General features: G+C 70.7%; 21 protein-coding genes. 11 read left to right on the top strand and 10 right to left on the bottom strand.

Annotated elements, in window-relative coordinates:
• Window positions 1–2: 2 nt before the first annotated feature.
• Window positions 3–1,616, bottom strand: a complete 1,614-nt coding sequence (locus EFK10_RS27365; RefSeq protein ID WP_127358330.1) for a sugar ABC transporter ATP-binding protein — start codon at window positions 1,614–1,616, stop codon at window positions 3–5.
• 88 nt (window positions 1,617–1,704) lie between these two features.
• A complete protein-coding gene (locus tag EFK10_RS27360; RefSeq protein ID WP_127358369.1) occupies window positions 1,705–2,751 on the bottom strand; it encodes a sugar ABC transporter substrate-binding protein in 1,047 nt (348 codons plus the stop codon).
• 763 nt (window positions 2,752–3,514) lie between these two features.
• Here EFK10_RS27360 and EFK10_RS27355 point away from each other — a divergent pair.
• On the top strand, window positions 3,515–4,837 hold the full coding sequence (locus tag EFK10_RS27355) for an enolase C-terminal domain-like protein (RefSeq protein WP_127358329.1): 1,323 nt from the start codon (window positions 3,515–3,517) through the stop codon (window positions 4,835–4,837).
• A 14-nt stretch (window positions 4,838–4,851) separates the two neighbouring features.
• Window positions 4,852–5,613 carry an SDR family NAD(P)-dependent oxidoreductase gene (locus EFK10_RS27350; protein ID WP_127358328.1) on the top strand — a complete coding sequence of 254 codons (762 nt, stop codon included), beginning with the start codon at window positions 4,852–4,854 and terminating at the stop codon, window positions 5,611–5,613.
• A gap of 240 nt (window positions 5,614–5,853) precedes the next feature.
• Here EFK10_RS27350 and EFK10_RS27345 read toward each other — a convergent pair whose 3' ends face one another.
• Entirely contained in the window at window positions 5,854–6,570 is a 717-nt protein-coding gene (locus tag EFK10_RS27345) for a ferritin family protein (protein WP_127358327.1), read from the bottom strand.
• Window positions 6,571–6,581: 11 nt separating this feature from the next.
• On the opposite strand from EFK10_RS27345, the gene EFK10_RS27340 reads away from it, so the two are divergent.
• On the top strand, window positions 6,582–8,018 hold the full coding sequence (locus tag EFK10_RS27340) for a multicopper oxidase family protein (RefSeq protein ID WP_127358368.1): 1,437 nt from the start codon (window positions 6,582–6,584) through the stop codon (window positions 8,016–8,018).
• 5 nt (window positions 8,019–8,023) lie between these two features.
• Here EFK10_RS27340 and EFK10_RS27335 read toward each other — a convergent pair whose 3' ends face one another.
• The 4 genes from EFK10_RS27335 to EFK10_RS27320 all read right to left on the bottom strand — a co-directional run bounded on the left by EFK10_RS27335 (window position 8,024) and on the right by EFK10_RS27320 (window position 13,229).
• Window positions 8,024–8,623, bottom strand: a complete 600-nt coding sequence (locus EFK10_RS27335; RefSeq protein WP_240677487.1) for a hypothetical protein — start codon at window positions 8,621–8,623, stop codon at window positions 8,024–8,026.
• A complete protein-coding gene (locus EFK10_RS27330; protein ID WP_127358325.1) occupies window positions 8,620–10,332 on the bottom strand; it encodes a PHP domain-containing protein in 1,713 nt (570 codons plus the stop codon). The genes EFK10_RS27335 and EFK10_RS27330 overlap by 4 nt, the downstream gene beginning before the upstream one ends.
• Before the next feature lie 150 nt (window positions 10,333–10,482).
• Entirely contained in the window at window positions 10,483–11,283 is an 801-nt protein-coding gene (locus tag EFK10_RS27325) for a HAMP domain-containing sensor histidine kinase (RefSeq protein ID WP_164836163.1), read from the bottom strand.
• Window positions 11,284–11,312: 29 nt separating this feature from the next.
• Window positions 11,313–13,229: an MMPL family transporter gene (locus tag EFK10_RS27320; protein ID WP_127358323.1), complete on the bottom strand. Its 1,917-nt coding sequence runs from the start codon at window positions 13,227–13,229 to the stop codon at window positions 11,313–11,315.
• A 220-nt stretch (window positions 13,230–13,449) separates the two neighbouring features.
• Here EFK10_RS27320 and EFK10_RS27315 point away from each other — a divergent pair, with 220 nt between their 5' ends.
• From EFK10_RS27315 to EFK10_RS27290, 6 genes are all read left to right on the top strand, one after another.
• Entirely contained in the window at window positions 13,450–14,901 is a 1,452-nt protein-coding gene (locus tag EFK10_RS27315) for an ABC transporter permease (protein WP_127358322.1), read from the top strand.
• Window positions 14,894–15,985: an ABC transporter ATP-binding protein gene (locus tag EFK10_RS27310; protein WP_127358321.1), complete on the top strand. Its 1,092-nt coding sequence runs from the start codon at window positions 14,894–14,896 to the stop codon at window positions 15,983–15,985. The genes EFK10_RS27315 and EFK10_RS27310 overlap by 8 nt, the downstream gene beginning before the upstream one ends.
• A gap of 23 nt (window positions 15,986–16,008) precedes the next feature.
• Window positions 16,009–16,725, top strand: coding sequence for a GntR family transcriptional regulator (locus EFK10_RS27305; RefSeq protein WP_206305603.1), 717 nt, complete (start codon window positions 16,009–16,011; stop codon window positions 16,723–16,725).
• Window positions 16,726–16,837: 112 nt separating this feature from the next.
• Window positions 16,838–18,229 (top strand): acyclic terpene utilization AtuA family protein, encoded by a 1,392-nt coding sequence (locus EFK10_RS27300; RefSeq protein ID WP_127358319.1) that lies wholly within the window; start codon window positions 16,838–16,840, stop codon window positions 18,227–18,229.
• Window positions 18,226–18,549 carry a DUF4387 domain-containing protein gene (locus tag EFK10_RS27295; protein WP_127358318.1) on the top strand — a complete coding sequence of 108 codons (324 nt, stop codon included), beginning with the start codon at window positions 18,226–18,228 and terminating at the stop codon, window positions 18,547–18,549. Before EFK10_RS27300 ends, EFK10_RS27295 begins: the two co-directional genes overlap by 4 nt.
• Window positions 18,550–18,566: 17 nt before the next feature.
• Window positions 18,567–18,827 (top strand): hypothetical protein, encoded by a 261-nt coding sequence (locus EFK10_RS27290; RefSeq protein ID WP_206305602.1) that lies wholly within the window; start codon window positions 18,567–18,569, stop codon window positions 18,825–18,827.
• A 278-nt stretch (window positions 18,828–19,105) separates the two neighbouring features.
• Here EFK10_RS27290 and EFK10_RS27285 read toward each other — a convergent pair whose 3' ends face one another.
• From EFK10_RS27285 to EFK10_RS27275, 3 genes are all read right to left on the bottom strand, one after another.
• Window positions 19,106–19,321 (bottom strand): hypothetical protein, encoded by a 216-nt coding sequence (locus EFK10_RS27285; RefSeq protein ID WP_127358317.1) that lies wholly within the window; start codon window positions 19,319–19,321, stop codon window positions 19,106–19,108.
• 211 nt (window positions 19,322–19,532) lie between these two features.
• Window positions 19,533–20,114 (bottom strand): sigma-70 family RNA polymerase sigma factor, encoded by a 582-nt coding sequence (locus EFK10_RS27280; RefSeq protein WP_127358316.1) that lies wholly within the window; start codon window positions 20,112–20,114, stop codon window positions 19,533–19,535.
• Between the two features lie 93 nt (window positions 20,115–20,207).
• A complete protein-coding gene (locus EFK10_RS27275; protein WP_127358315.1) occupies window positions 20,208–20,816 on the bottom strand; it encodes a hypothetical protein in 609 nt (202 codons plus the stop codon).
• Between the two features lie 234 nt (window positions 20,817–21,050).
• Between EFK10_RS27275 and EFK10_RS27270 the strand changes: the two genes are divergently transcribed.
• Window positions 21,051–21,791, top strand: coding sequence for a PepSY-associated TM helix domain-containing protein (locus EFK10_RS27270; RefSeq protein ID WP_127358314.1), 741 nt, complete (start codon window positions 21,051–21,053; stop codon window positions 21,789–21,791).
• A 636-nt stretch (window positions 21,792–22,427) separates the two neighbouring features.
• Entirely contained in the window at window positions 22,428–23,153 is a 726-nt protein-coding gene (locus EFK10_RS27260; protein WP_127358313.1) for a YcnI family protein, read from the top strand.
• Window positions 23,154–23,239 lie beyond the last annotated feature (86 nt).

Here is a 23,239-nt window from a genome sequence, read left to right as displayed (position 1 = left end):
GACTACCTTCCGTGCGCTTCGGAGTCTGTGGTATCGGCGGTACTGAGGGTGCCGGCGGGGTCGGATTCGGCGGGCGTGCCGCCGATGCCCTCCATGGCCGCGACCAGCTGCTCGTCGCGCCAGCCCGGGGTGAACTGCGCCACGATCCGGCCGTGGAACATCGCCACGACGCGGTCGCACACCTTCAGGTCGTCCAGTTCGTCGGAGATGATCAGGGCGGCTCGGCCGTCGTCGGCGGCCCTGCGGATCCGGCCGAGCAGGAACTCTTTGGACTTCACGTCGACGCCGTTGGTCGGCCGCACGGTCACCAGCACCTGGGGGTCGGTCGCCAGGGCGCGGGCGATGACGACCTTTTGCTGGTTGCCGCCGGACAGCGCGGAGACCGGGGTGCCCGGGCTCGGGGTCTTGATGTCCAGGTCCTTGATCATGCGCTCGGCGAACACCCTGGTCCGGGACGGCAGTACGGTGCCGAACGGCCCGAGCTGGTCGGTCACGGTGAGGGTGGCGTTCTCCGCCACGCTGCGGTTGCCGACCAGGCCCTGGACGTGGCGGTCCTCGGGGACAAGGCCCACCCCGGCCGCCAGAGCCGCGGGCACGCTGCCGGTACGGACCTCCCGGCCGGCCACCGTGATCCGCCCGGCGTCGGGGCGGTGCAGCCCAGCGACGGTCTCGCCCAGCCGGACGTTGCCGCTGGCCGTGGCCCCGGCCAGGCCCACCACTTCGCCGGCGCGGACCGACAGCGACAGGTCCTGGTAGGCGCCGGAGAGCGTCAGACCGTCGATGGCCAGCAGCTCCCGCGCCGTGCCGTCGGCGGCCGGTGTCCCGGCCGGCGTGGCGGAGACCGTGGTGGCGCTCTCACCGGTCATGGCCTCCACCAGCGCTTCGTGGTCGAGGTCGGCCACGGGGGCGGTGAGGACATGGCGGGCGTCGCGGTAGACGGTGACGGTACCGCAGAGGTCGTAGACCTCCTGCAGGTGGTGGGAGATGAACAGGAAGGCGACGCCCTGCCGTTGCAGGTCGCGGAGCTTGCCGAAGAGGCGGACGATGCCGTTCGCGTCGAGCTTGGCGGTCGGCTCGTCGAGGATGATGAAGCGCGCGCCGAAAGAGAGGGCGCGCGCGATCTCGACGAACTGCCGCTGCTCCACGGTGAGATCCCGGGCGCGGGCGGTCGGATCGATGTCCACGCCGTACTCGCCGAGCAGCTCTCCGGCCCGCTGCCGCAGCTCCTTCCAGCGGATCGGCCGCAGGGCGCCGGTGCTCTGACGGCCCAGGAAGAGGTTCTCGGCGACGGTCAGTTCGGTAATGATTGTGGACCGCTGGTAGACACAGGCGACGCGCGACCGCCAGGCGTCGGTGTCCCCGAAGCCCGGCGCCGGCTCCCCGGAGAAGGTCAGGAGACCGGTGTCCGGCTGCTGGAGACCGGTGAGGACGGACACGAGCGTCGACTTGCCGGCGCCGTTGCGGCCGACGAGGGCATGCGCCTCACCGGGGTTGATGGTGATCCGGGCGTCGCGCAGCGCGACAGTGGCGCCGAAGCGTTTGCTGATGCCGGTCGCCTCGGCTACGGGAACCGGTCGCCCGGTGCCGGCCGGCGGGGCGGTCGCGGTGTCCGCCATGGTGGATACCGTCCTTTGGATCCTTTGGCTGCGGATGGAGGGGGCCGAGGGGGAGGGAGCGGTGACCGCCCCCTCCCCGCGGCGGCGGTCAGCCGATGTTGTTGCCCCACAGCGACTTGTCGTCCACGTTGTCCTTGGTCACCAGCGGTGCCGGGAGCTGGTCCTCCAGCCCGTTGGGGAGCTTGATGATGGTGGAGTCGTGGTCGGTCGCCCCCGGCTTGAACGTCTTGCCCGCGGCTGCGGCCTCGGCGTAGTACAGCGCGTACTTGGCGTAGAGGTCGGCCGGCTGGGAGATGGTCGCGTCGATCTCGCCCTTGCGGATCGCGTCGAACTCCTGCGGAATGCCGTCGTTGGACACGATGGTGATGTGACCCTTGGTGCCGGTCGGCTTGAGCAGGCCCTTCTGCTTGAGCAGCGCGAGGGTCGGCTGCAGGAAGACGCCGCCGGCCTGCATGTAGATGCCGTTCAGGTCGGGGTGCTGGGCGAGCAGGCTCTGCAGCTTCGCCGAGGCGACATCGCCCTTCCAGTCGGTCGGGAGCTCGAAGAACTGGATGTTCGGGTACTTCGTCTTCATGCACGAGGCGAACGCCTCGGACCGGTCGCGGCCGTTGACGGAGTCCAGTGCACCCTGGAATTCGGCGACCTTGCCCTTGCCGCCCAGCTGCTTGCCGAGGTACTCGCAGGCCTTGGTGCCGTAGGCCTTGTTGTCGGCGCGCACCACCATGTAGACGTTGCCCTTGTCCGGCCTGGTGTCGACGCTGACCACGGGGATCTTCTTGGATTCCAGCGTGTCCAGGGTCGAGGCGATGGCGCCGGTGTCCTGGGGGGCCATGACAATGGCCTTCGCCCCGGTGTTCTCGAAGACCTGGACGTTGGCGACCAGCTTGGTGACGTCGTTCTGCGAGTTGCTCAGCGGCAGGGTGTTCGTGCCGTCCGACTTGATGTCCTTGTTCAGGTACTGCGCGTACGAGTTCCAGAAGTCGGAGTCCGAGCGCGGCAGGTCGATGCCGATGGCGGGCTTGCTGCCGCCCGATCCCGATGCGGCGTTGCTGCCCCGGTTGCAGGCGGTGGCGAAGGCGACCAGCGCGAGCGCGGTGGCTGCGACGGCGGTGGAGCGGCGGCGGGCGATCTGCATGGCGGTGTTCTCTCCTGGTCCGGAAGCAACTGCGGCGGAGGCTTGATTCAGGCCCTGCCCGAGGACCGCGTCGGGTCCTGCGGCCGGGCAACCGTGAACGTCCTTGTTGTCGGTTGTGGGTCTCACGTCACGTAGGGCGAGGAGGAGACAACCGGCGAGGTTGCTCAGAGCGCATCGATAATTCATCCGAGGTCTGTTGGACGTCGAGGACGTTACGACCGCATTGCCTTGGTTGACAAGCCCTCTGTCCTCACTGGTCCGTACCGGGTGGGGCAGCGGAGGTGGCCCAGTGGGCCACCCTGCTCGCCGGGGCGTCCTCGCATGGCCGTTGAGCTGGGGGAACGGCCCTTTCCTGATTGCCGCTCCGGATGGCTGTCCCAGATCACAATTCCGCGACGCGGCGGGTTTCGGTGCTGTGCGCCGGGTGGGCGGTATGTCAATTCATTGAAGAAATGGGCCATTTGCCTTCCGGATGGCATGACTTGATGCCGCGCCGCCGCCGGACGACACCGTTCGGAGACCCCGGACATCGGGTGGCAACGGTGAGGGGAGCGGGTTCGGTGGCTCTGCGGAGCCCCGGCGGGGTCAGACCTCCGAGGAATGCATTGCCATCGGCGGTATCGCGCCTTAAGGTCTCGGTGGCGAAGACCTCCGATGTCTCTCGGGCGTCGTGAGGCTCGCCGTTCCGCACCCGTCCACGACAGGGGGACTGCCCCGTGCGCCAGACCTTCGTCCAAGCCTGAAAGGCCTCCCCTTGTCCGTCATGCCCGCAAACCCCGCCCGTATCACCGCGGTCGACACGTACGACATCCGATTCCCCACCTCACGGGAACTGGACGGCTCGGACGCGATGAACCCGGACCCCGACTACTCCGCCGCCTACCTGGTGCTGCGCACCGATGCCGGTGACGGGCTCGAAGGCCACGGCTTTGTCTTCACCATCGGACGTGGCAACGACGTGCAGGTCGCGGCGATCGAAGCGCTGCGGCCGCATCTCCTGGGCCGGGTGGTCGACAGTCTGTGCGCCGACCCCGGCTCGCTCAACCGCGACCTGATCGGGGACAGCCAGCTGCGCTGGCTGGGCCCGGAGAAGGGCGTGATGCACATGGCGATCGGGGCCGTCGTCAACGCGGTGTGGGATCTGGCCGCCAAGCGCGAGGGCAAGCCGCTGTGGCAGCTGTTGGCCCACGCCGAACCGGAGTGGCTGGTCTCCCAGGTCGACTTCCGCTACATCGCGGACGCGCTCACACCGGACCAGGCCCTCGAACTGCTCCGCCAGGGCAGGCAGGGCGCGGCCGAGCGAGAGGCCGTGCTGCTGGAAGGCGGCATTCCCGGCTACACCACCTCACCCGGCTGGCTCGGCTACTCCGACGAGAAGCTCACCCGGCTGGCGCAGCAGGCCGTCGCCGACGGCTTCACCCAGATCAAGCTCAAGGTCGGCGCCGACCTGGAGGACGACATCCGGCGGCTGCGCGCCGCCCGCGCCGCCGTTGGCCCCGGCATCCGGGTGGCGATCGACGCCAACCAGCGGTGGAACGTCGACGAAGCGGTCGAATGGACCCAGGCGCTCGCTGAGTTCGAGCCCTACTGGATCGAGGAACCGACCTCGCCCGACGACATCCTCGGGCACGCGGCCATCCGCAAGGCTGTCGCACCGGTGAAGGTCGCGACCGGCGAACATGTACAGAACCGCATCGTCTTCAAGCAGCTGCTGCAGGCCGGCGCGATCGACGTCCTGCAGATCGACGCGGCCCGCGTCGGCGGTGTCAACGAGAACCTCGCCATCCTGTTGCTCGCCGCCCACTTCGGGGTGCCCGTCTGCCCGCATGCGGGCGGCGTCGGGCTGTGCGAGCTGGTCCAGCATCTGTCGATGTTCGACTTCGTGGCCCTGTCCGGCACCACGCAGGACCGCGTCATCGAGTACGTCGATCATCTGCATGAGCACTTCGTCACGCCCGTGGTGATCTCCCGGGGCCACTACGCCGCACCCACGGCGCCCGGTTTCTCCGCGCAGATGCTCCCGGAGTCGATCGCCGAATACAGCTACCCCGACGGCACGTTCTGGGTCGCCGACCGCACAACATAGGAGGTACGCACGGCATGAGCAGCGACATGAAGGGCCTCGGCGCCCTGGTGACCGGTGGCGCGTCGGGCATCGGCCTGGCCACCGCCCAACTCCTCGCGGACCGCGGCGCCCGCGTCGCCGTCCTGGACCTGGCCCCCGACGGACTCCCCGCCGCCCTGGTGCCGTACAAGGCCGACGTCTGCGACGACGCGTCCGTACGGGCCGCCGTCGAGTCGGCGGCAGAGGAACTGGGCGGCATCGACATCCTGGTCAACAACGCCGGGATGGGAGCCATCGGCACGGTGGAGGACAACCCCGACGAGCTGTGGCACCGCGTCCTCGACGTCAATGTGCTGGGCATCGTACGGACCACCCGCGCGGCCCTGCCCCACCTGAGGCGGTCGGCGCACGCCGCGATCGTCAACACCTGCTCCATCGCCGCCACCGCCGGCCTGCCGCAGCGCGCCCTCTACAGCGCCACCAAGGGCGCCGTCCTGTCGCTGACTCTGGCCATGGCCGCCGACCACGTTCGCGAGGGCATCCGGGTCAACTGCGTCAACCCCGGCACCGCCGACACCCCGTGGGTGACCCGGCTGCTGGACGCCGCCGACGACCCCGAGGCCGAACGCGCCGCCCTCGACGCACGCCAGCCCATGGGCCGCCTGGTCACCGCCGACGAAGTGGCCGCCGCCATTGCCTACCTCGCGAGCCCCGCCGCCGCCTCGGTCACCGGCATCTCGCTCGCCGTCGACGGCGGCATGCAGGGACTCCGGCTCCGGCCACCGGCCGCCTCCTGAGCGCCGGGTTGGGCTTGGCCCTTTAGAGGCCGCGCGAATAGGTGGGGCGGCGTCGCGTGCCGATGGGCGGCGCCTGGCGGCGTTGTCGTCGGTCGACGACGTCCCCCAGCCTGGCGGCTGGGTGGGGGTCCTCCCCCAGCCTGGCGGCTGGGAGGTGCCCCCACCGGACGGAGTCTGGGGGAGAGTGCCCCCACCGCCTTGCCAGACCCGGCCCTCGACACGCTCCTTCCTCCACCCCACCTAATTGCGCGGCCTCTTATGCGCGGGTCCTCGGGCGGGTCCGGGCGGCGAAGCCCATGACCAGGGCGGTGTTCGACACGAGGCCGTCGCTGACCCCGAACACTCCGGCCCGCAGGGCGCCAGAGCGGTCGCCATGGTGCCAGCCCTCGCGGTGCGAGATCTGCTTACGCAGATCGGGCTTGCCGCCCGGAGCAGCTTGGCCAGGGTGCGGGCGTGCCGGCGCTCGTCCGCGGCCATACCCGGCGCGGCGTCGGGGGCGCGGTCGTAGACCCCGGCGTCGGCGCGCTCGGCGCGCTCGATCATCGGCAGGACCGTCTGCGTCGACAGCCGCCTCGCGGCTGCGCTCAGGAGTATGGTGCGCAGGCTGGGCCGCCGGGGCGGCGGTACCTCGGCCCCGGAGCGCAGCTTCGCCTCCCAGTGGGCCGCGTGCCTGTGCTCGATGCCGGCGAGCTCCTCGAAGATCTCGCGCCGCTCACCCGAGTCGGCCTCGGCGAGCCGCGCGTACAGTGCCTCGGCGTTTCGCTCGCTCGCGAGCAGGTCCCGCCGGTGGCGCCGCCGGTCGGCTTCGGATTCATGAGCAGCCGCGTTCATCTCGACGGATTTGACCCAGCGTGTCAGGGTGATCGCCTCGCGCGAACGGCCCACCCAGGTCGCGCACGGGGTCGCCCGGGTGCTTGCTGGTGTGAGGTGCGCCCGAGTCGAGTCCACGTTCCCCATGTGGAGGCATGATGCTGTCCCGATCAAAGCTGCTCTGCCTCACCACCGGGCTGATCCTTGCCATCGTCGCCCTGATGAGCGGCTGCACGAGCGGACGGTCGGCGTCGCAGTCGTCTTCCGCTCTGCAGGCACCGTCGGTTGCGAGAAGTTCCCTGCTGCAGGAGCCGGCGCAGATGGTGAGCCACAACGGGTTCCTGCATGTGGATCTGCTCGTGGAAAGGCGGAAGGTGGAGGTGGGCGGCCGCAAGCGGTGGGCCCTCACTTACAACGGCAGTTACATGCCACCCACGCTGCGGATCCGGCCGGGGGACAAGCTGGATCTGACGATGAAGAACACGCTGGATGAGGGCACCAATCTGCATGTCCACGGACTTCATGTGTCGCCGAGAGGCCACTCCGACAACGTCTTCATCCACATCCATCCCGGCAGAACGTGGCACTACTCCTACCGGTTCCCGGACAGCCTGCGGCCCGGCACCTATTGGTACCACTCACACGCGCACCCGATGTCCGCGCCGCAGGTCGCCGGGGGCATGTCGGGCGTCCTCATCGTCGACGGGCTGCGGCCCTACCTCCCGGCGAACTTGCGCCACATCACCGAGCACGTCATCGGGCTCAAGGACTTCCAGGTCCAGGGCGACGCGGTCAAGACCCAGCACCTGCACATCGGCGCGCCGACCAATCGCACGGTCAACGGCCAGCTGAACCCGAACATCCTCATCCGGCCGGGTGAGACCCAGCTGTGGCGGCTGGCCAACATCAGCGCCAACATCTACTACAAGGTCCACCTGCAAGGACAGCGGTTCCACGTGATTGCCCACGACGGCACCCCCGTTGACCGGATCTGGACGGCCGACTCCCTCCTCCTCGCGGCCGGCGCCCGCTTCGACGTGCTCGTACAAGGCGGTCCGGCCGGCCGTACCCAGCTGCAGACGCTCGCGTACAACACCGGGCCGGGCGGTAACAAATTCCCGAAGGCGACCCTGGCCACCCTGGTCTCCGAAGGTCCTGCCCAGCGCCCGGCCACGCTGCCCACCTCGACCTTCGCGCCGACAACGGACCTGAGCCACGCGAGGATCGCCGTGCGGCGCACCATCGTGTTCTCCGAGAACAAGAAGGGCACCAAGTTCTACATCAACGGCAAGCAGTTCGACCCGAACCGGGTCGACATCCGGGCCAAGCTGAACACGGTCGAGGAGTGGACCGTACGCAACGTCAGCGACGAGGAGCACTCGTTCCACGTGCACGTCAACAAGTTCCAGTTGATGAGCATCAACGGCCATCCTCACCATGGCCACGGCTTGCAGGACACCGCGAGCATTCCCGTCCATGGGCGCTTCGTGATCCGGACGCGCTTCAGCAACTACACCGGCAAGACCGTCCTGCACTGCCACATCCTCAACCACGAGGATGACGGCATGATGGCAGTGCTGGAGATCGTCAAGTGACGGTTCTAACCATGGTTGCTGCAGCACGAAGTGGGGTTGGGGACCTCGAAGGGGGCGAGAAGGCCGCCGGCTGCCGGGACCAGGGTCAGGGTCAGCTCGCCGCCGCGCCATTCGGGCCGTACGTGGTCGCGGGTCGCGATGCGGGCCGCGGCGTCCGGCCCGGGCGGGCTGCCGAGCACCGCGATGCGCGTGATGGCGCTGCGCGCGAGGACTTCCCCGACCGTGACCGTGCCGGTGAGGTGCTCCACACCGGGGTAGACCACGGCGCGGCCGGCGGTCCGGTCGGTGTGCTCGGTGGTGGCCAGGGCCGCGCCGTGGGCGAGGTGCGACGGGCCGTGTTGGAGGCTGCCGAGGGCCGCGCCGGTCGGCGGCTGGTCCGGGGCCGTGAGCAGGGCGGTGAGGCGTTCCCACGTCGGGTCGGCCGCCTCGGGGTCGGCGAGGGCGAGGGAGATGGCCGTGTGTGGGCGGCCGGTGCGGATCAGATTCGTACAGCCGACCGTGCCCGCCGGGAGGCCGAGCCTGTCCACCAGATGGTGGAGCAGGTGATCGGCCTCCCGGAGGCTCACGGACCCGGCATCGATGCCCAGGACCGTGTGTTGGGTCACGCCGGGAGCACCCATATCGGGTTGCTGTAGAACCACAGGTCCTTCCAGGGGTCGGCGTCGCCGACCACGTCGATGGCCGGGCCGGCCGGGTCCACGGAGGCGCCGTTGATGCCGACGGCGGAACGGTTGCCGTCGGTGCCGCGCAGCCGTACGTACACCGGCTTGTCCACGTGGCCAAGGGAGTAGGTCAGCCGCACCGAACCGGTGGACTTGCCGACCTCGAAGGACTTCACGACCTTGGTGCTCGGGGTGGCGAGGGTGTCCTTGTCGGAGACGGCGCCGGTGACGTCGCCCTGGACGACGTCCACGCGGGCCAGGGTCGGCACGAACTGGGCCCAGTTGGGGCCGTTGGCCAGGTCGATGTCGATGACCAGGTCGACCGCGCTGCCTCGGCGGACGTGGAGCACCCCGCCGAGGGTGACCGTGCTGCGGCCTGACGTGAGGCGGGCGTTGAGGCCGCTGATGAGGCCGCCGTGGTCGACCCAGACCCGGCCGGCCCGGATGCCGTCCATGACCGCCTTGTAGGCGAAGGAAGAGGCCCCGACGTGGGTGCGGCTGTACTGACCGGGCCAGAAGTCGGTGTCGGTGAGGTTGAGGCCGCCGCCGTAGACCGGGTCGGTGTGGCGGTTGTTGGTGTTGAAGTCGGAGTTCGGGCCGCGGACGGCGGTGTCGGCGTAGACGTTGTGGGAGTCGGAGTTGGCGGTGATCCACCAGGGCTTGCCCTCGGCGAGCAGGCTGTCCCACAGGCCGCCGACCGTGGCGGTCATCCAGTCGAAGCCGCCCCAGGTGCGGTAGCTCTCCAGCGGGTAGCCGGCGTAGGAGTTGGCGCTGGGGCTGTTGTCGTAGATGCCGCGGCCGGAGCCGGGGCCCTGCGGGGCGGGAATGCCGCCTGCCTGGTGGCCGGGGGCGCCCTCCATGCCGACCGCGATGGTGGGCTGGGCGTCGCGCCAGCCACGGATCTCGTGCGGGGAGTCGATACCCTTACGCGCCGGGTGGTTGGCCAGGAACAGTGCGTCCTCGACCTTACGGCGCCGGACGGCGTCGGCGAGGAAGTTCAGCCCGGAGATGGCCAGCGCCTCGTTGGCGGGCGTGCTGTCGCTGGCGTTCTGGAGCGCGCCGTCGAAGGAGTTCTCGAACTCCTTCAGGACCGCGACCTCGTTCTTGCCCGGGTGGACGAAGACGGTGCCGTGCTCGGCGGCCGGGATGTTCCACTCCAGACCCTGGAAGACCAGCGTGTCGGAGACCTTGTCGCGGGCCGCGACGATCTCCGGGTTCACCAGGTCCACACCGATCTTGGCGTGCTGCACGCTGGAGTGGTCGGTAATGACCATCCAGTCCAGGCCGTGTGCGTTGGCCTGCCGTACGTGGTCGATGACCCGGTACTTCGCGTCCGAGCTGTACTGGGTGTGGATGTGATGGTCGCCGGCCAGCCACAAGTAGCCGCCGGACCGCGCATTGCCGCGCTCCGCCTGGCTGTCCGCGGCCGCCTGGCCCGCCCCGGCCAGCACACTGCCGGCCGCCAGGCCGGCGCCCAGCAGACCCGTACGTCTCAGCATGGAACGCCGCGACAGCTGAGGTGGCGTCAGCTCCGCGTCCGGTACGGACAGGTCGAGCGCCGGGGGCAGGGATCCGGCGTCACCACCTTGCGTGTGGTCGTGGTGCCCATGCCCATGCCCGTGATCGTGACTGTGGTGATGGCCCTGGCTCACTGTCAACTCCTCGCCTAAAGCAGGTAAAGACTCCCTCTGGGGCAGGGCAGATCTTGTAAAGCCGGAATGAACAGCAGGCGCGGGAAACATGGAGACCGGCGGTACAGCCGATGTGAACTGAGGGCGCGATCAAGCCAATCACTCAGTAGGTCAATGCACGATGGGCAGCCTGACGACAAAGCGCGCTCCGGGCCCGCCGGGGGTGTCCGCGAGGGTAATCGAGCCGCCGTGGGCGGTGGTGATGTCGCGGGCGATGGAGAGGCCGAGGCCGGTGCCGGTGGCGTCGCCGTGGTGTCGTGTGCGGGCGCTCTGGAGGCGCACGAACCGGTCGAAGACCCGCTCATGGTCGGCAGTTGGGATGCCGGGGCCGTCGTCGGCGACCTCGATGAGTGCGGTGTGCGGGCCGTCCGTGGTCACCGTGACGCTGACCTTGGTGCGGGCGTGGCGGACGGCGTTGTCCAGGAGGTTGCGCACGAGCCGGTTGAGCTGGCCGGGATCACCGGCCATGTGGACTGCGGCGTCCAGTTGAACTTCGACCGGGACGTCGCTCGGCACGGCGGCGACGACCTCGCGAGCGAGGGCGGCGAGATCGAGGTGTTCACGACGGTTGAGGAGCGCGCTGTCGTCGTAGCGGGCCAGCAGGAGGAGCGCGTCGACGAGGTGCTGAAGCCGGGAGGTTTCGGTGACGGCCCGCTCGGCGAGTTCGGGCCAGGGGGCGCGGTCCGGATGGGCCAGGCCGACTTCGAGGGACGTACGGATACTGGTGAGCGGGGTGCGCAGTTCGTGAGAGGCGTCGGCGACGAAGCGGCGCTGGCGGGCGGCGGAGCTTTCCAGTCGACCGAGCATGCTGTTAAGGGTGCGGGCCAGGCGTCCGATCTCGTCCTGGCCGACGGGTTCGGGGATACGGCGGTGCAGATCGCTGCCGGTGATCTCAGCGGCCTCGGCCCTCATACGGTCGACCGGGCGCAGCGTGCGCCCGATCAGGAACCAGGAGATGGCGACGGCGTAGCCGCACTGGTGACCAGGCGCCCGGTGCGGCTGACCCCTTCGACGACCGCGGCGGGTGTGTCGCCGTCGCGGTCGTACGCCTCGCGGACCCGGGCCAGGATGAACACCTCGTAGTCCATCGAGACGCCGAACAGGAACCCGAACATCAGCATGGGCACGAACATGGTGATCGACCCGGTCGCCGGGATACCCCACAGCGCGTTGGAGCCGTAGCCGAGCTGCCAGACCAGCACCAGGATTCCGTACGCGGCGCCGACGGACAGCACGTTCAGCGCGACGGCCTTCGCGGGCAGCAGCAGCGACCGCATGCTGCGGGCCATCAGTACGAAGGTCACGAGGGCGACCACGGCCAGCAGCACCGGGAACCAGGTGGACAGGATGTGGGCGACATCGGTGGCCTGCACCTGGTCACCGCCGAGCAGGGCGTTGTGCGGGGCGGCGGCGCGCAGTCCCGACAAGGCCGCGCCGGGGTGGGAGGTGCCGATCTCGCCGTTGGGCAGCGCCATGATCACGGAGTTGTGCGCGTGCTGCCACGCGGGTGTGCCGGAGACCAGCACTCCGTGGACGTCGGGCACGGACCGAAGCGTGGCGGCGGTGGCGGCCGGATCGGTGCCGGCCGGCAGTTCGACCGGGATAGAGGTGAGCACGCCGGTGGGGAAACCGTCGTGCTGGAGCGCCGTCAGCCCGTGCGTGGCCGGGCCGCTCGCGGACAGCGCGGTGCTCGGCGGGGAGGCGATGTTGAGGGTGAGCCCGAAGCCGCCGAGGACCGCCAGGATCGCACCGCCGAGCGCCGCCGCCCTCTTGGGCCGGGCCACGATCGCGTGCGCGATGCGGGTCCACATGCGGTCCGCGCCATGCTTCTTGCGTCGCCGCAGCCCGATCCGGTCGAGTCGCGGACCGACGCTCGACAGCAGTACGGGAACGATGGTGAGCGCCACCAGCGCCGCGATGGACGGGATGAACAGACCGGACAGCCCCACACCCTGGACGAACGACACCGGGACCACGATCAGCGCGAACAGGCCGAGGGAGGCGATGCCGGCGCTGACAACCACCGAGTGCCCCGCCAGCCGGGTGGCGTGCGCCACCGCCTCGCGGTTGTCCGCGCCACGCTCGCGTTCCTCGCGCCAACGGTTGACCATCAGCAGGGCGTAGTCGATCGACAGACCGAGGCCGAGCAGGGCGACGATGAACTGGACGGCGGGATTGATGGCGATGTTCGTGGCGTAGGTCAGCCCCCAGATCGCCAGCTGCATCGTCAGCACGGACACGATCGCCGACAGCAGGGGCAGCAGGGCGAGCGCCGAGCCGAAGACCCACGCTAGGACGATGAGGGCCAGCCCAACGCCCACCAGGATCTCGGACATCACGCTTGCTCCGCCCGCGGAGGATCCGGAGCTGAGCTGCTCGAGGCCGGTCTGATGCACCTGGGTGCCGGGGACGGCCTTGGTGACCGCCAAGCCCATCGCGTCCATGATCTGCGGCGGGACCGACGTGCCCGGCTGCGGCGGGTAGACCAGCACCAGGGTGGAGCGGCTACCGGTGCCGACCAGGGCGTGGTCGCCGGTGTTGGCGTACGACAGGTCACGCACCCCGGGGACGGAGGCGACGACCTTGTCTGCGGCCGCCAGACCCGTCTTCACGCCGGGGGTGCTGACCGTGGTGCCGGAGGGCAGGTCGACCACCAGGACGCTCGGACTGGCGGCCGCACCACCGTATTCCTTCTGGAGGGCGGCGTTGGCGTGGTAGCTCGCGCTGCTGATGGTGGTGCCGCTCTTGAGCCGGCCCGATACATGCGGTGCCATGAGCACCCCGACAACGGTGACGGCGATCCAGGCCAGGGTCACCCACACACGGTGCCGCATCACGAATGCGGCGAAGCGTTCCACATCAGCCTCCTTGGGGCGGGCCGGTCCCGAGGCAGGACCGGCCGACGCTGACCGACCGTAGGAAGCGACACCTTTTGATTCGCTTAAGCGGCCGGCTCGCCCGTGCGCCGCGTTTCAGGGAGATTGGGAACGGATGACGGGCAGGTTATCGACGCCTTGACACCCCGGAAGCCTCGGTGCTCTGATCTGCCATAGCAAATAGCACACCCTCTGCCGTTCGATGGCGCGAGCCCGCTGTTTGCACCGATGCGACCTGCCGGGCAGGCGGTGGCTCGGCCCGGCGCTGCTCGCGCCACTGCTGATCCCGCCGCTCGGCCTGATCGTCGGCTGGGAGTCCCTGTACGGGCCGGTCGGCTATCTGACCCAGCTGTGGTCCACCAACCTGCACCTGCCCGCCTGGAACCTCGAATCGCTGCCCGGCATCTCCGTTCTGGGCGCCGTCGTCACCCTCCCCGTCGCCTATCTGACCTGCTCGGCCGTCCTGGAAGGCGGTGACGGCACCCTGGAGGACGCCGTACGGGCCAGCGGCGGCGGCAACCGGCAGGTGCTGAAGTCCGTCACCCTGCCCACCCTGCGGTCCGCCATGCTGGACAGCTCCCTGCTGATCTTCGCCCTGTGCATGGAGGTCCTGGGCCTGCCGCTGTTCCTCGGCCGCCCGGCCGGCATCGACTTCATCGCCAGCTACCTCTACGGCGTCTGGACCGGCAGCGCCACCCCCGACCCGCCCATCGTCTCGGCCGGCGCGATCCTGCTGCTCCTCCTCGTCTCCGGGATCCTGGTCGTACGGAGCCTGCTGATGCGCCACCAGGCCCGTTACGCCTCCTCCGCGCGGGCGACGCCGCCCGCCCGGCCGATCCGGCTGGGCCGCTGGAGGCTTCCGCTGGCGATCGGGGCGGGCGGATTCGTGGTCGTCACCAGCGTCATTCCGCTGCTCGGCCTCGGTCTGATGTCCTCGGTCACCGACCTCACCACCCTCGTACCGCCCTGGCAGCTGTGGAACGGGGCCAACTGGTCGCAGATCTGGCGCGACCCCACGCTGCACCGCGCGTTCACCAACAGCCTGCTCATCGCCGCCATCGGCAGCGTCGCCACCGTCGCCCTGGTCTCGCTCGCCACGGTCCTCGCGCACCGCTCCGGCTTCCGGCTGCGCCGCACCCTGCCCGCGCTGCTGGTCTATCCGAGAGCCACCCCGGGCATCGTCTTCGGCGTCGGCTTCTTCTGGCTGTTCCTGATCGTCAACTGGCCAGGCGCACTGCTCCGTAACAGCCTGTCGGGCGAACTGCTCGCGCTCTGCGTACGGAACCTGACCCTGGCGTACGTCGTCCTGGCCCCGGCGCTCGCCCGGCTCAACCCCGAACTCGACAAGGCGGCCACCGCGTCGGGCGCCGGCTGGTGGACCACCACCCGCACCGTCACCCTCCCGCTGCTGCGCCCGGCGCTGCGCAGCGCGATGGTGCTGATGTTCGTCACCCTCGTCAGCGACTACGACCCCGTGGTGTTCCTGGCCAAGCCCGATACGGAGCTGCTCGGCACCACCATGCTCCAGACCTGGGCCAAGGGCCTGCCGGGACCCGTCGCCGCCCTCGCACTCGTCCAGGTCCTGCTCGTGGCCGTCGCCCTCACGGTCGGCTTCGGCTGGACCCTGCTGAAGAAAGCCCGACGACATGCCTGAACTCTCCGTCCGCCATCTCACCCAGACCCTCGGCTCGACCCGGATCCTGGACGATGTCGACTTCACCGTCGCCGACGGCACCTTCACCACGCTGCTCGGGCCCAGCGGCTGCGGCAAGACCACATCGCTGATGGCCATCGCGGGCTTCCACACCCCCGACGGCGGCACGATCCACCACGGCGATCGCGTGCTCTTCGACGCCGCCGCCGGCCACGACCTGCCCGCGGAGCGCCGCGCGCTGGGGGTGGTGTTCCAGTCCTACGCGCTCTTCCCCCATATGACGGTGGGCCAGAACGTGGCCTACCCGCTCAGGCTGCGCCGCGCCGGCAAGCAGGAGATCCAGCACCGCGTCCGTACGGTCCTGGAACTCGTCGAACTCGCCGACCGCGCCGACGCCCACCCCCACCAGCTCTCCGGCGGCCAGCAGCAGCGCGTCGCCCTCGCCCGGGCACTGTCCCACGCGCCGACCGCGCTGCTGCTGGACGAGCCGTTCTCCAACCTCGACGCCAAGCTGCGCGAACGCGCCCGCGACTGGCTCACCGACCTACAACGCGACCTCGGCATCACCACCGTCTTCGTCACCCACGACCAGACCGAGGCCCTGGCCATGAGCGACCAGATCCTGGTCATGCACCAGGGGCGGATCGTCCGCGCGGGCACCCCGTCCGACGTCTACCACCATCCCGGCACGCGCTTCGTCGCCGAGTTCCTGGGCCGCTGCAACTTCCTCACCGGGACCGCGCGCAAGGCCGCGGGCGGCGGCTGGCAGCTCGACGTGCCCGGCCTGCCGGGTACGGTGCCCTTCCGCGCCGATGCTCCGCCCGGCGACGAGACGGTCACCCTTGCCGTACGGCCGGAAGCGCTGGTCATCGCGGGGCCCGAGGCCGGGAACGGGGCGGAGTCCGCGGGCGAGCCGGCGGGCCGGCCCGCCAAGATCACGCACGAGACCTTCCTCGGTGACCGCTACCTCTACTCCCTGGCCGTCGGCCAGGTGGCGCTGACGGCTCTCACCCCGCACCGGCTCGGCGAGGGAGACGTGCACGTCACTGTGACCGAGGACGCCGCCAGCGTGATCGTCGATTGACAATGTGCTGTAGCAGACATCAAATGGACGTCATGACGCTGCCCGCCCTGACCTCTCACTCCCTTGCTGACCAGGCGTACCGGGCCCTGCGCGCGGCGATCATCGGCGGCGACCTGCGCTGGGGCGCGAAGATCACCGAACGCGGGCTGGCCGCGAGCCTGGGCGTCAGCCCGACGCCGGTGCGTGAGGCCCTGCGCCGACTGGAGCAGGAGCAGTTGGTGGAACGTACGGGACCGCGCTCGCTGCGGGTGGCGACCGTCTCACCCAAGGCCCGTACCGAAAGCGGCATCATCGAGGCCGCACTCGAAGGCGTCGCCGCCCGCTTCGCCGCGGAGAAGGCCACCGAACGCCAACTTGCCGAGCTGGAGCGCCTGCTGGACACCGCCGACGAGGCGGCATTCCTCCTGCGTGCGGACCGTGACGCCGGCCGGACCCTGAACCCCGTCCAGGTCGAGCGCATCTTCGACGCCGTTCGCACCTTCCACGCCGGGGTCGAGGCGGCGGCCGACAACGCCCAGCTCGCCCGGGCCCTGGAGCAGGTGCGGGCGTTCAGCCGCAACGAGCGCCTGAGCATCGCCTCCGCGCAGCTCGCGGTGTCGTCGCCGGGCCAGCTCCGGCGGTACGGGCAGCACCGCGAGATCCTGGCCGCGGTGCGGGACGGCGACCCGGAGCGCGCGGAACAGCTGGCCCGCACCCATGCGGCCTCCGCTGCCGCGGACCTGGCGGGCTGGGACGCCTGAGGACGTCTGAGGACGCCTGAGCCGACGGCGGTCGCCGACAGTCGGCCGGACAGCAGACTGCCTTGTCGTCCCATTTGCTATAGCATATAGAAAGAAGAGGGAAGTAAAGCCGATGACAGCACCTACACCACCCCCGGAGATAAGGATCCTGGCGCCGACCGGCGCTCTCGGCGCGGGCTTCCGTGCAGAGTCACTGGAGCGCGGGGTGGCCCTGCGCCCGCACGTCATCGCCTGCGACGCCGGCTCGACGGACAGCGGCCCCGCGTACCTCGGCAGCGGGCAACCCAAGCTTTCACGCGAGGCTGTCGCCCGCGATCTGCGGCTGCTGCTGAAGGCCCGCGACCGGCTCGGCGTACCGTTGATCATCGGCTCCTGCGGCACCAGCGGTCGCGACGCCGGGGTAGACCTGGTGGCCGGCATCGCCCGCGAGATCGCGGTGCAGGAGGCCCTGTCCTTCAAGCTCGCCCTCATCTACGCCGACCAGGACCCCGGCCACCTCGCACAGCGGTATGCGGAAGGGCGCATCCGCCCGCTGGACGGCGCGCCGCCGCTCGACCTGCACACCCTGACGTCCGGTCATGTCGTCGCGATGATGGGCGTCGAGCCGATCCAACAGGCGCTGAGCGAGGGCGCCGAGGTGGTGTTGGCCGGCCGCGCCAGCGACACCGCCCTGTACGCCGCAGTCCCGCACGCCCTGGGCGCCGACCCGGGTCTGGTCTGGCACGCGGCCAAGACCGTCGAGTGCGGTGCGGCCTGCGCGGTCCCGCCCGCCGCCGACGGCCTGTTCGTCCATCTGCGCGACGACCACTTCGACGTGGAGCCCCTGGATCCCGAACTCCGCCTGACCCCGCACTCGGTGGCCGCGCACACCCTGTACGAGAACGCCGACCCGTTCCTGATCACCGAGCCCTCCGGCACCCTCGACACCACGGACGCCACCTACGCCGCGCTCGACGACCGCCGGGTCCGCGTCTCCGGCGCCGTCTACCGGCCGGGCACGGACTACACGAACAAGCTGGAGGGCTCACAGCTGATCGGCTACCAGACCATCGCCGTCGGAGGTATCCGCGACCGCGTGGTCATCGAGCAACTGCCCCAATTGCTGCCCAAGGCGCAGGACTACTTCCGGGCCAAGATCCGCGACGTGTTCGACGGCCGCGTCGACCCCGACGACGTAAAGGTCGACTACCGCCTCTACGGCCGCGACGCCGTCCTCGGACCACTCGACCCCGCGCGCGACGAGCCCGTGCACGAGTTGGGCGTCCTGATCACCGTCACCGCGCCCACCCAGGAGATCGCGCACGCGGTGGCGACCTTCGTCGCCCACGCCAGCTCCCACCTGCCCGTCCCCGAGTACGCGGGCCTGGCCAGCACGATCGCCTACCCCTTCTCGCCGCCCGAGACCGACCGCGGCCCGGCCTACCGCTTCACCCTCCACCACGTGCTGGTCCCCGACACCCCGCACGAACCCTTCCGTACCGTCCATGAGGAGGTCGCGCCGTGACCCGGCTGCTGGACCTGTGCTCCCTGATCCGTTCCAAGAACGCCGGACCGTTCTGGCTCACCTTCGACTTCGTCGCCAAGGACCAGGCCACATACGAGCGCCTCCGTGACTCCGGCGTACTCACCGCGCCGCTCTTCGCCAGGCTCTACGGCACCGACCCGGCGCACGTCCTGATCGTCCACCACGACCGCGCCCAGGCGGTCAAGGTCTCCTTCCCCCGCCCCGTCCGCCAGGGCGACCTCGAAGACCCGGACTCCTACGGCGGCCAGCAGCACGCCCCGCTCATCGACCTCGCCGTCCCCGCGCCCCGCGTCAGGTAGCCACCTGGGCTGACCCGTTGGCGTGCTCACCGTCCAGGGCCGACGACCTGGCCGAGCCCCTCGTCCTGGAGGACGGCCTCCTCTGCGCCGTCACCATGACCTGCACGGTCTGCGCGGAGGACTTCGAGCGTCCCGACATCGCGGGCTGCCCGTTCCACCAGGGTGCGATCTGCTCGCTGTGCTGCAGCCTGGAGAAGGACTGCCACGACTCGTGCAAGAGCGGCCACGGCGCGGGGCCGGTCGACCTGGTCATCCCCGCCATGCGATCGGCGGACTGATTCTTCGGCCGGCACCCACACGGCGGCCCGCACCGGATTCGTGCGGGCCGCCGGGTGGGTGAGCGCTGGGGCCTGTCCGGCGGATGATGGCCGGGGCCACGACGCTCCCCCAGCCTGGCGGCTGGGTGGGGGTCCTCCCCTAGCCTGGCGGTTGGGTGGGGGTCCCCCCGGCCGAAGGCTGGGGGAGTGCCCCCACCGGCCGAAGGCTGGGGGAGTGCCCCCACCGGCCGAAGGCTGGGGAGCCGCGGCCTGTCCGACCCTGATCCGCCGGCCAGGCCCTAGGCGGTGGCTACGCCGTCGAGCTTGCCGGCCTTGGCCTCCTCGACCAGGGAGGAGAACTGGTCGGCGCTCATCTGGACGCGCTGCCCGAAGTCGTCGGTGAGCACGACCCGGCGCTCGGCCGGGGCGCCGGGGTCGACGAACAGCTCGGGGCAGCCGCAGTTGCAGTTTCCGCAGAACGTGGCCACCGGCTCCAGGCCATTGATCTCGGACATGGTCATCGACCTCCCGCTCGGTTCCGGCGGTCGGAGGGATGACCGACCGCCCGGACTGCCCGGCAATTACCCGTACGGTCCGGGCGGGAAGCGCGCCCGCAGCCCGGCGCGGGGGCGCAAGGGTGGCCGGGTGTGCGCTCGTGCCCTCCCCGTGCTTCGGCCACCTGTGGTTCCCGGGCCGCCCCGGGAACCACAGGCCGGGCCGTCCCGACTAACTGAGGCGGGCGGCCGCCGCCAGCAGCGCCGTCAGGTCCTCGCGGGCCCGGGCCACGCGGGAACGTACGGTCCCGATCGGGCAGCCGACCACGTCGGCGGCCTCGGCGTAGGGCAGGTCCAGCAGCTGGGTGAGGACGAACGCCTCGCGACGCGCGGCGTCCAGGACGTTCAGCAGATCGAGCAGTGCCACGCCCTCCTCAAAGCCGGGCAAGCCGCGCAACTGGGTACGCTCCGCCGCCGCCTGCCAGTCGCAGTTGGCGGCGATGCGGGGCCTGGCGGCCGCCGAACGGTAGCGGTCCACGACCACCCGGCGGGCGATCGACAGCAGCCAGGTGCGGGCGCAGGAGCGGCCGGCGAAGCGCGGCAGGCCGGTGAGCGCCCGCAGAAAGGTCTCCTGGGTGAGGTCGTCGGCGCCGGGTACGTCAGCGCTGAGGTGGGCGACGAAGCGCCAGACATCGCGGTGGGTGGCGCGTACGAAGCGCTCGATCGCGTCACGGTCGCCCGTGCCGGCGGCGAGCGCCCATCGGGTGACCTGTTCGTCGTCGCGGGTGCGATCCCGTACAAGGGCAGGGGTCATCGACAGGGTCCTTCGGATACGTGGGTTGTGCGGCCCTGAGAGCGGGCACGCCGGGACTCCGCCCGTCATCCACGGATCAGCGGGACCGGGCGGTCAGCAGCAGAGCGGCGGGACCGGCGGACCCCTGCGGGACACGGCGTGCCGCAGCAGCACCCGGTGCGGCGGCAGCAGCGGGCCGGCGGCCACCCGGCGTCGTACGGCCGCCGGCCGCGTACCGGCGATTCCATGCGCCCGCCGGGCCCGCCGCAACGGCGCGAAGACGAAGGCCGCCAGCGCCCGGCCGACCCGGAAGACGGCCGCTTCGCCCCGCCACAACCACAGGCCGCAGACCAGCGCGGCCAGCGTGTGCGCGAGCGTCATGCCCACCGACCAGCCCGGTCCAGCGGCTTGATGCATGTGCGCCATGGCCGTACCTGACATACCGTCAGCGGCGGCGGGGGCGTGTTCAAACGCCTGCGCACCCGCGAACAGACCGTGCAGCGCCAGCTGGGCCACCACGGTCGACCCGGTCACCGCCAGCGCGCCACGTTCCCGGCGACTGGCCAGCCACCACGCACCGGCGGTCGTGGCGGCGAAGGCGTACGCCACCGCCCACCCCGGCACAGCCTCGGACATCAGGGCGTGCCCCAGGGCCGTCGTCGCCACACACACCGCCGCGAAGATCGCGGCGCGCGCAAGGCGGAAGGCAGGCCCGGTGGTCATGGCCGTCATCGTGCCACCAGCCCTCCGCACGGGCGAGAAGGGGGCCGATCCGCACCCGTCGGGCCGCGATCCCGCGATGGGACGCGATCAGACAGGGCCCAGCCGCGCCCCGGACGTACTGTGACCCGCATCACGGCGGACCGCCGGAACTTCCCCTCCCGCCGGCCCGACTCCTGGAATGCCACGGGCCCGCCCGTTGCGTACGTCCCCGGCCCAGCGTCAGGAGAAACGCCGATGGCCCTCGAACCACCCCCGGTCGCGCCGCAGATCACGGCCTCAGCGGCCTCCGCCCGGAGGTCCGGATGGGCCTCGTTGCGCCCGCTGGTGTTGCGGCTGCACTTCTACGCAGGCGTGCTGGTCGCCCCCTTCCTGCTGGTCGCTGCCACGACCGGGCTGCTGTACGCCGGGTCGTTCCAGGCCGAGAGGATCTTGTACGCCGACGAGTTGCGCGTCCCGGTCGGCGAGGCTGTGCTGCCGATATCGCAGCAGGTCGCCGCCGCCCGCAAGGTCCACCCCGAGGGGACGGTCAGCGCGGTCCGGCCCTCCCCGGAGGCGGGCGCGACGACCCGCGTGCTGCTGTCCGGTGTGCCGGGCGTGGACAAGGACCACACCCTGGCGGTCTTCGTGGACCCGTACACCGCTGCGGTGCGCGGGGCGCTTGAGCAGTACGGCAGCACCGGCGCCCTGCCGCTGCGCACGTGGATCGACGAGCTGCACGCCAATCTCCACCTCGGCGAGAACGGCCGCCTGTACTGGCAGCGCGGCCGCAGCTCCGCCTTCGGCCGCCCGATCCCGCGCGGCGCCTGGAGCCAGGTCCCACCCCACGTCCTCGTCCCGCTGGCCGCCGCGATCGCCGTCCTGGGCTGGTTCGTGCCCCTGCTCGGCCTCCCGCTCGCCGCCTTTCTGACCGTCGACATCGCCCTCGGGGAGATCGCCTACCGGCGCGGCAAGCGCACGTACCCTTCCGCGAGTTGACCATGAACGCAGCACGGGAGGGACCCGTATCCGATGCCATGAACGCCTCCCCGGCGGTACGAGCCCTGCGCGCGGCGGTCTTCGCAGCCCTGTGCGTACTGCTGGCCGCCGGCCACGGGCTGGCCGTGGGCGTGGTGCCGCCGCTGCGGGCATGCGGCACCGCCTTCCTCGCCGTGTTCCTGATCGCTTGCGTGCTCGGCGGCCGTGAGCGGTCGCTGCCCGTCATCACCGCGGCGATGCTCGCCACCCAAGCAGGGCTGCACCTGGCCTTCGACGCCGCCCCCTCCCGGCCCACGATGACGCCGATGGCGGGCATGCGCATGCCTCATGCCACCGCGCATGCGGCCGGCCACCACGCCCTGGTGGCACACCTCGCCGCCGCCCTCATCGCCTCCTGGTGGCTGCGGTGCGGCGAGGCCGCCCTGTGGTCCCTCCTGCGCAGGGTCGTCCGCTGCCGGGCGCCGAGGCACACGCTGCACGTCCCTCCGTACGCGGACCTTCCGTACGAGACGACCGCCGCACCGAGGCCCCTGCGGCAGCTGCTCCTGCGCCACGCCGTGTCCCGCCGTGGACCACCGACCGGAACCCCTACCCGTCCGTCTCCCAACGCTTCTTCACCAGTACGGAGTTCTGCCCATGTCCCCGAGACTCACCACAGCCCGCCGCGCCCTGCGTCGAACCGCCCTGGTCACGACCCTCGCCGCGACCGGGGTACTGGCCGCCGCGGGTGCGGCCTTCGCCCATGTGACCGTCCACCCCGGCAGCTACGAGAAGGGCGCCACGGACGGCACCCTCACCTTCCGGGTCCCCAACGAGGAGGACACCGCCGGCACCACCAAGGTCCAGGTCTTCCTGCCGACCGATCACCCGATCCTCTCGGTGCTCGTCACCCCCGAGGCGGGCTGGTCCGCCGACGTGACGACCACCAAGCTCAAGACCCCCATCAAGACCGACGACGGCACCATCACCGAAGCGGTCTCCGAGATCACCTGGACCAAGGGCACGATCCAGCCTGGCCAGTACCAGGACTTCAACGTCGCCTTCGGCCAACTCCCGGAAGACGTTGACCAGTTGACCTTCAAGACCCTGCAGACCTACTCCGACGGCAAGGTCGTCCGCTGGATCGAGGAATCCCAGCCCGGCCAGGCCGAGCCGGAAAACCCCGCCCCGGTCCTGGAACTCACCAAGGCCGCAGCACCGGCAGCCTCGTCGTCCGCCTCGAAGACCACCGCCGCGGCGACAACGACGGCGACCAGCGACGCCACCGCCCGCGGCCTGGGCATCGCCGGGCTCATCGTCGGTGTCCTGGGTCTGCTCGTGGCCGGGTTCGCCATCAGCCGCAGTCGGTCCGCCCGCCCGTAGCGGGCCCGCGGGCCGGAGGCCGGGGTCGGAGGAGGCTCTGTGCGTGGCGGGGGGAGGGTCCGCCACGCACAGAGCGGCACAGCGGG

This window comes from Streptomyces soli (genome assembly GCF_003999195.1).
GTDB classification, from domain to species: Bacteria; Actinomycetota; Actinomycetes; order Streptomycetales; family Streptomycetaceae; genus Actinacidiphila; species Actinacidiphila soli.
The sequence above is the reverse complement of the archived record's forward strand: the minus strand, read 5'-3'. Positions and strand labels throughout refer to the sequence as shown.

Coding starts and splice junctions, on each gene's coding strand:
- EFK10_RS27365 (WP_127358330.1), bottom strand. CDS start 1,616: ATGGCGGACACCGCGACCGCCCCGCCGGCCGGCACCGGGCGACCGGTT.
- EFK10_RS27360 (WP_127358369.1), bottom strand. CDS start 2,751: ATGCAGATCGCCCGCCGCCGCTCCACCGCCGTCGCAGCCACCGCGCTC.
- EFK10_RS27355 (WP_127358329.1), top strand. CDS start 3,515: ATGCCCGCAAACCCCGCCCGTATCACCGCGGTCGACACGTACGACATC.
- EFK10_RS27350 (WP_127358328.1), top strand. CDS start 4,852: ATGAGCAGCGACATGAAGGGCCTCGGCGCCCTGGTGACCGGTGGCGCG.
- EFK10_RS27345 (WP_127358327.1), bottom strand. CDS start 6,570: ATGGGGAACGTGGACTCGACTCGGGCGCACCTCACACCAGCAAGCACC.
- EFK10_RS27340 (WP_127358368.1), top strand. CDS start 6,582: ATGCTGTCCCGATCAAAGCTGCTCTGCCTCACCACCGGGCTGATCCTT.
- EFK10_RS27325 (WP_164836163.1), bottom strand. CDS start 11,283: ATGAGGGCCGAGGCCGCTGAGATCACCGGCAGCGATCTGCACCGCCGT.
- EFK10_RS27315 (WP_127358322.1), top strand. CDS start 13,450: ATGGCGCGAGCCCGCTGTTTGCACCGATGCGACCTGCCGGGCAGGCGG.
- EFK10_RS27310 (WP_127358321.1), top strand. CDS start 14,894: ATGCCTGAACTCTCCGTCCGCCATCTCACCCAGACCCTCGGCTCGACC.
- EFK10_RS27305 (WP_206305603.1), top strand. CDS start 16,009: ATGGACGTCATGACGCTGCCCGCCCTGACCTCTCACTCCCTTGCTGAC.
- EFK10_RS27300 (WP_127358319.1), top strand. CDS start 16,838: ATGACAGCACCTACACCACCCCCGGAGATAAGGATCCTGGCGCCGACC.
- EFK10_RS27285 (WP_127358317.1), bottom strand. CDS start 19,321: ATGTCCGAGATCAATGGCCTGGAGCCGGTGGCCACGTTCTGCGGAAAC.
- EFK10_RS27280 (WP_127358316.1), bottom strand. CDS start 20,114: ATGACCCCTGCCCTTGTACGGGATCGCACCCGCGACGACGAACAGGTC.
- EFK10_RS27275 (WP_127358315.1), bottom strand. CDS start 20,816: ATGACCACCGGGCCTGCCTTCCGCCTTGCGCGCGCCGCGATCTTCGCG.
- EFK10_RS27270 (WP_127358314.1), top strand. CDS start 21,051: ATGGCCCTCGAACCACCCCCGGTCGCGCCGCAGATCACGGCCTCAGCG.
- EFK10_RS27260 (WP_127358313.1), top strand. CDS start 22,428: ATGTCCCCGAGACTCACCACAGCCCGCCGCGCCCTGCGTCGAACCGCC.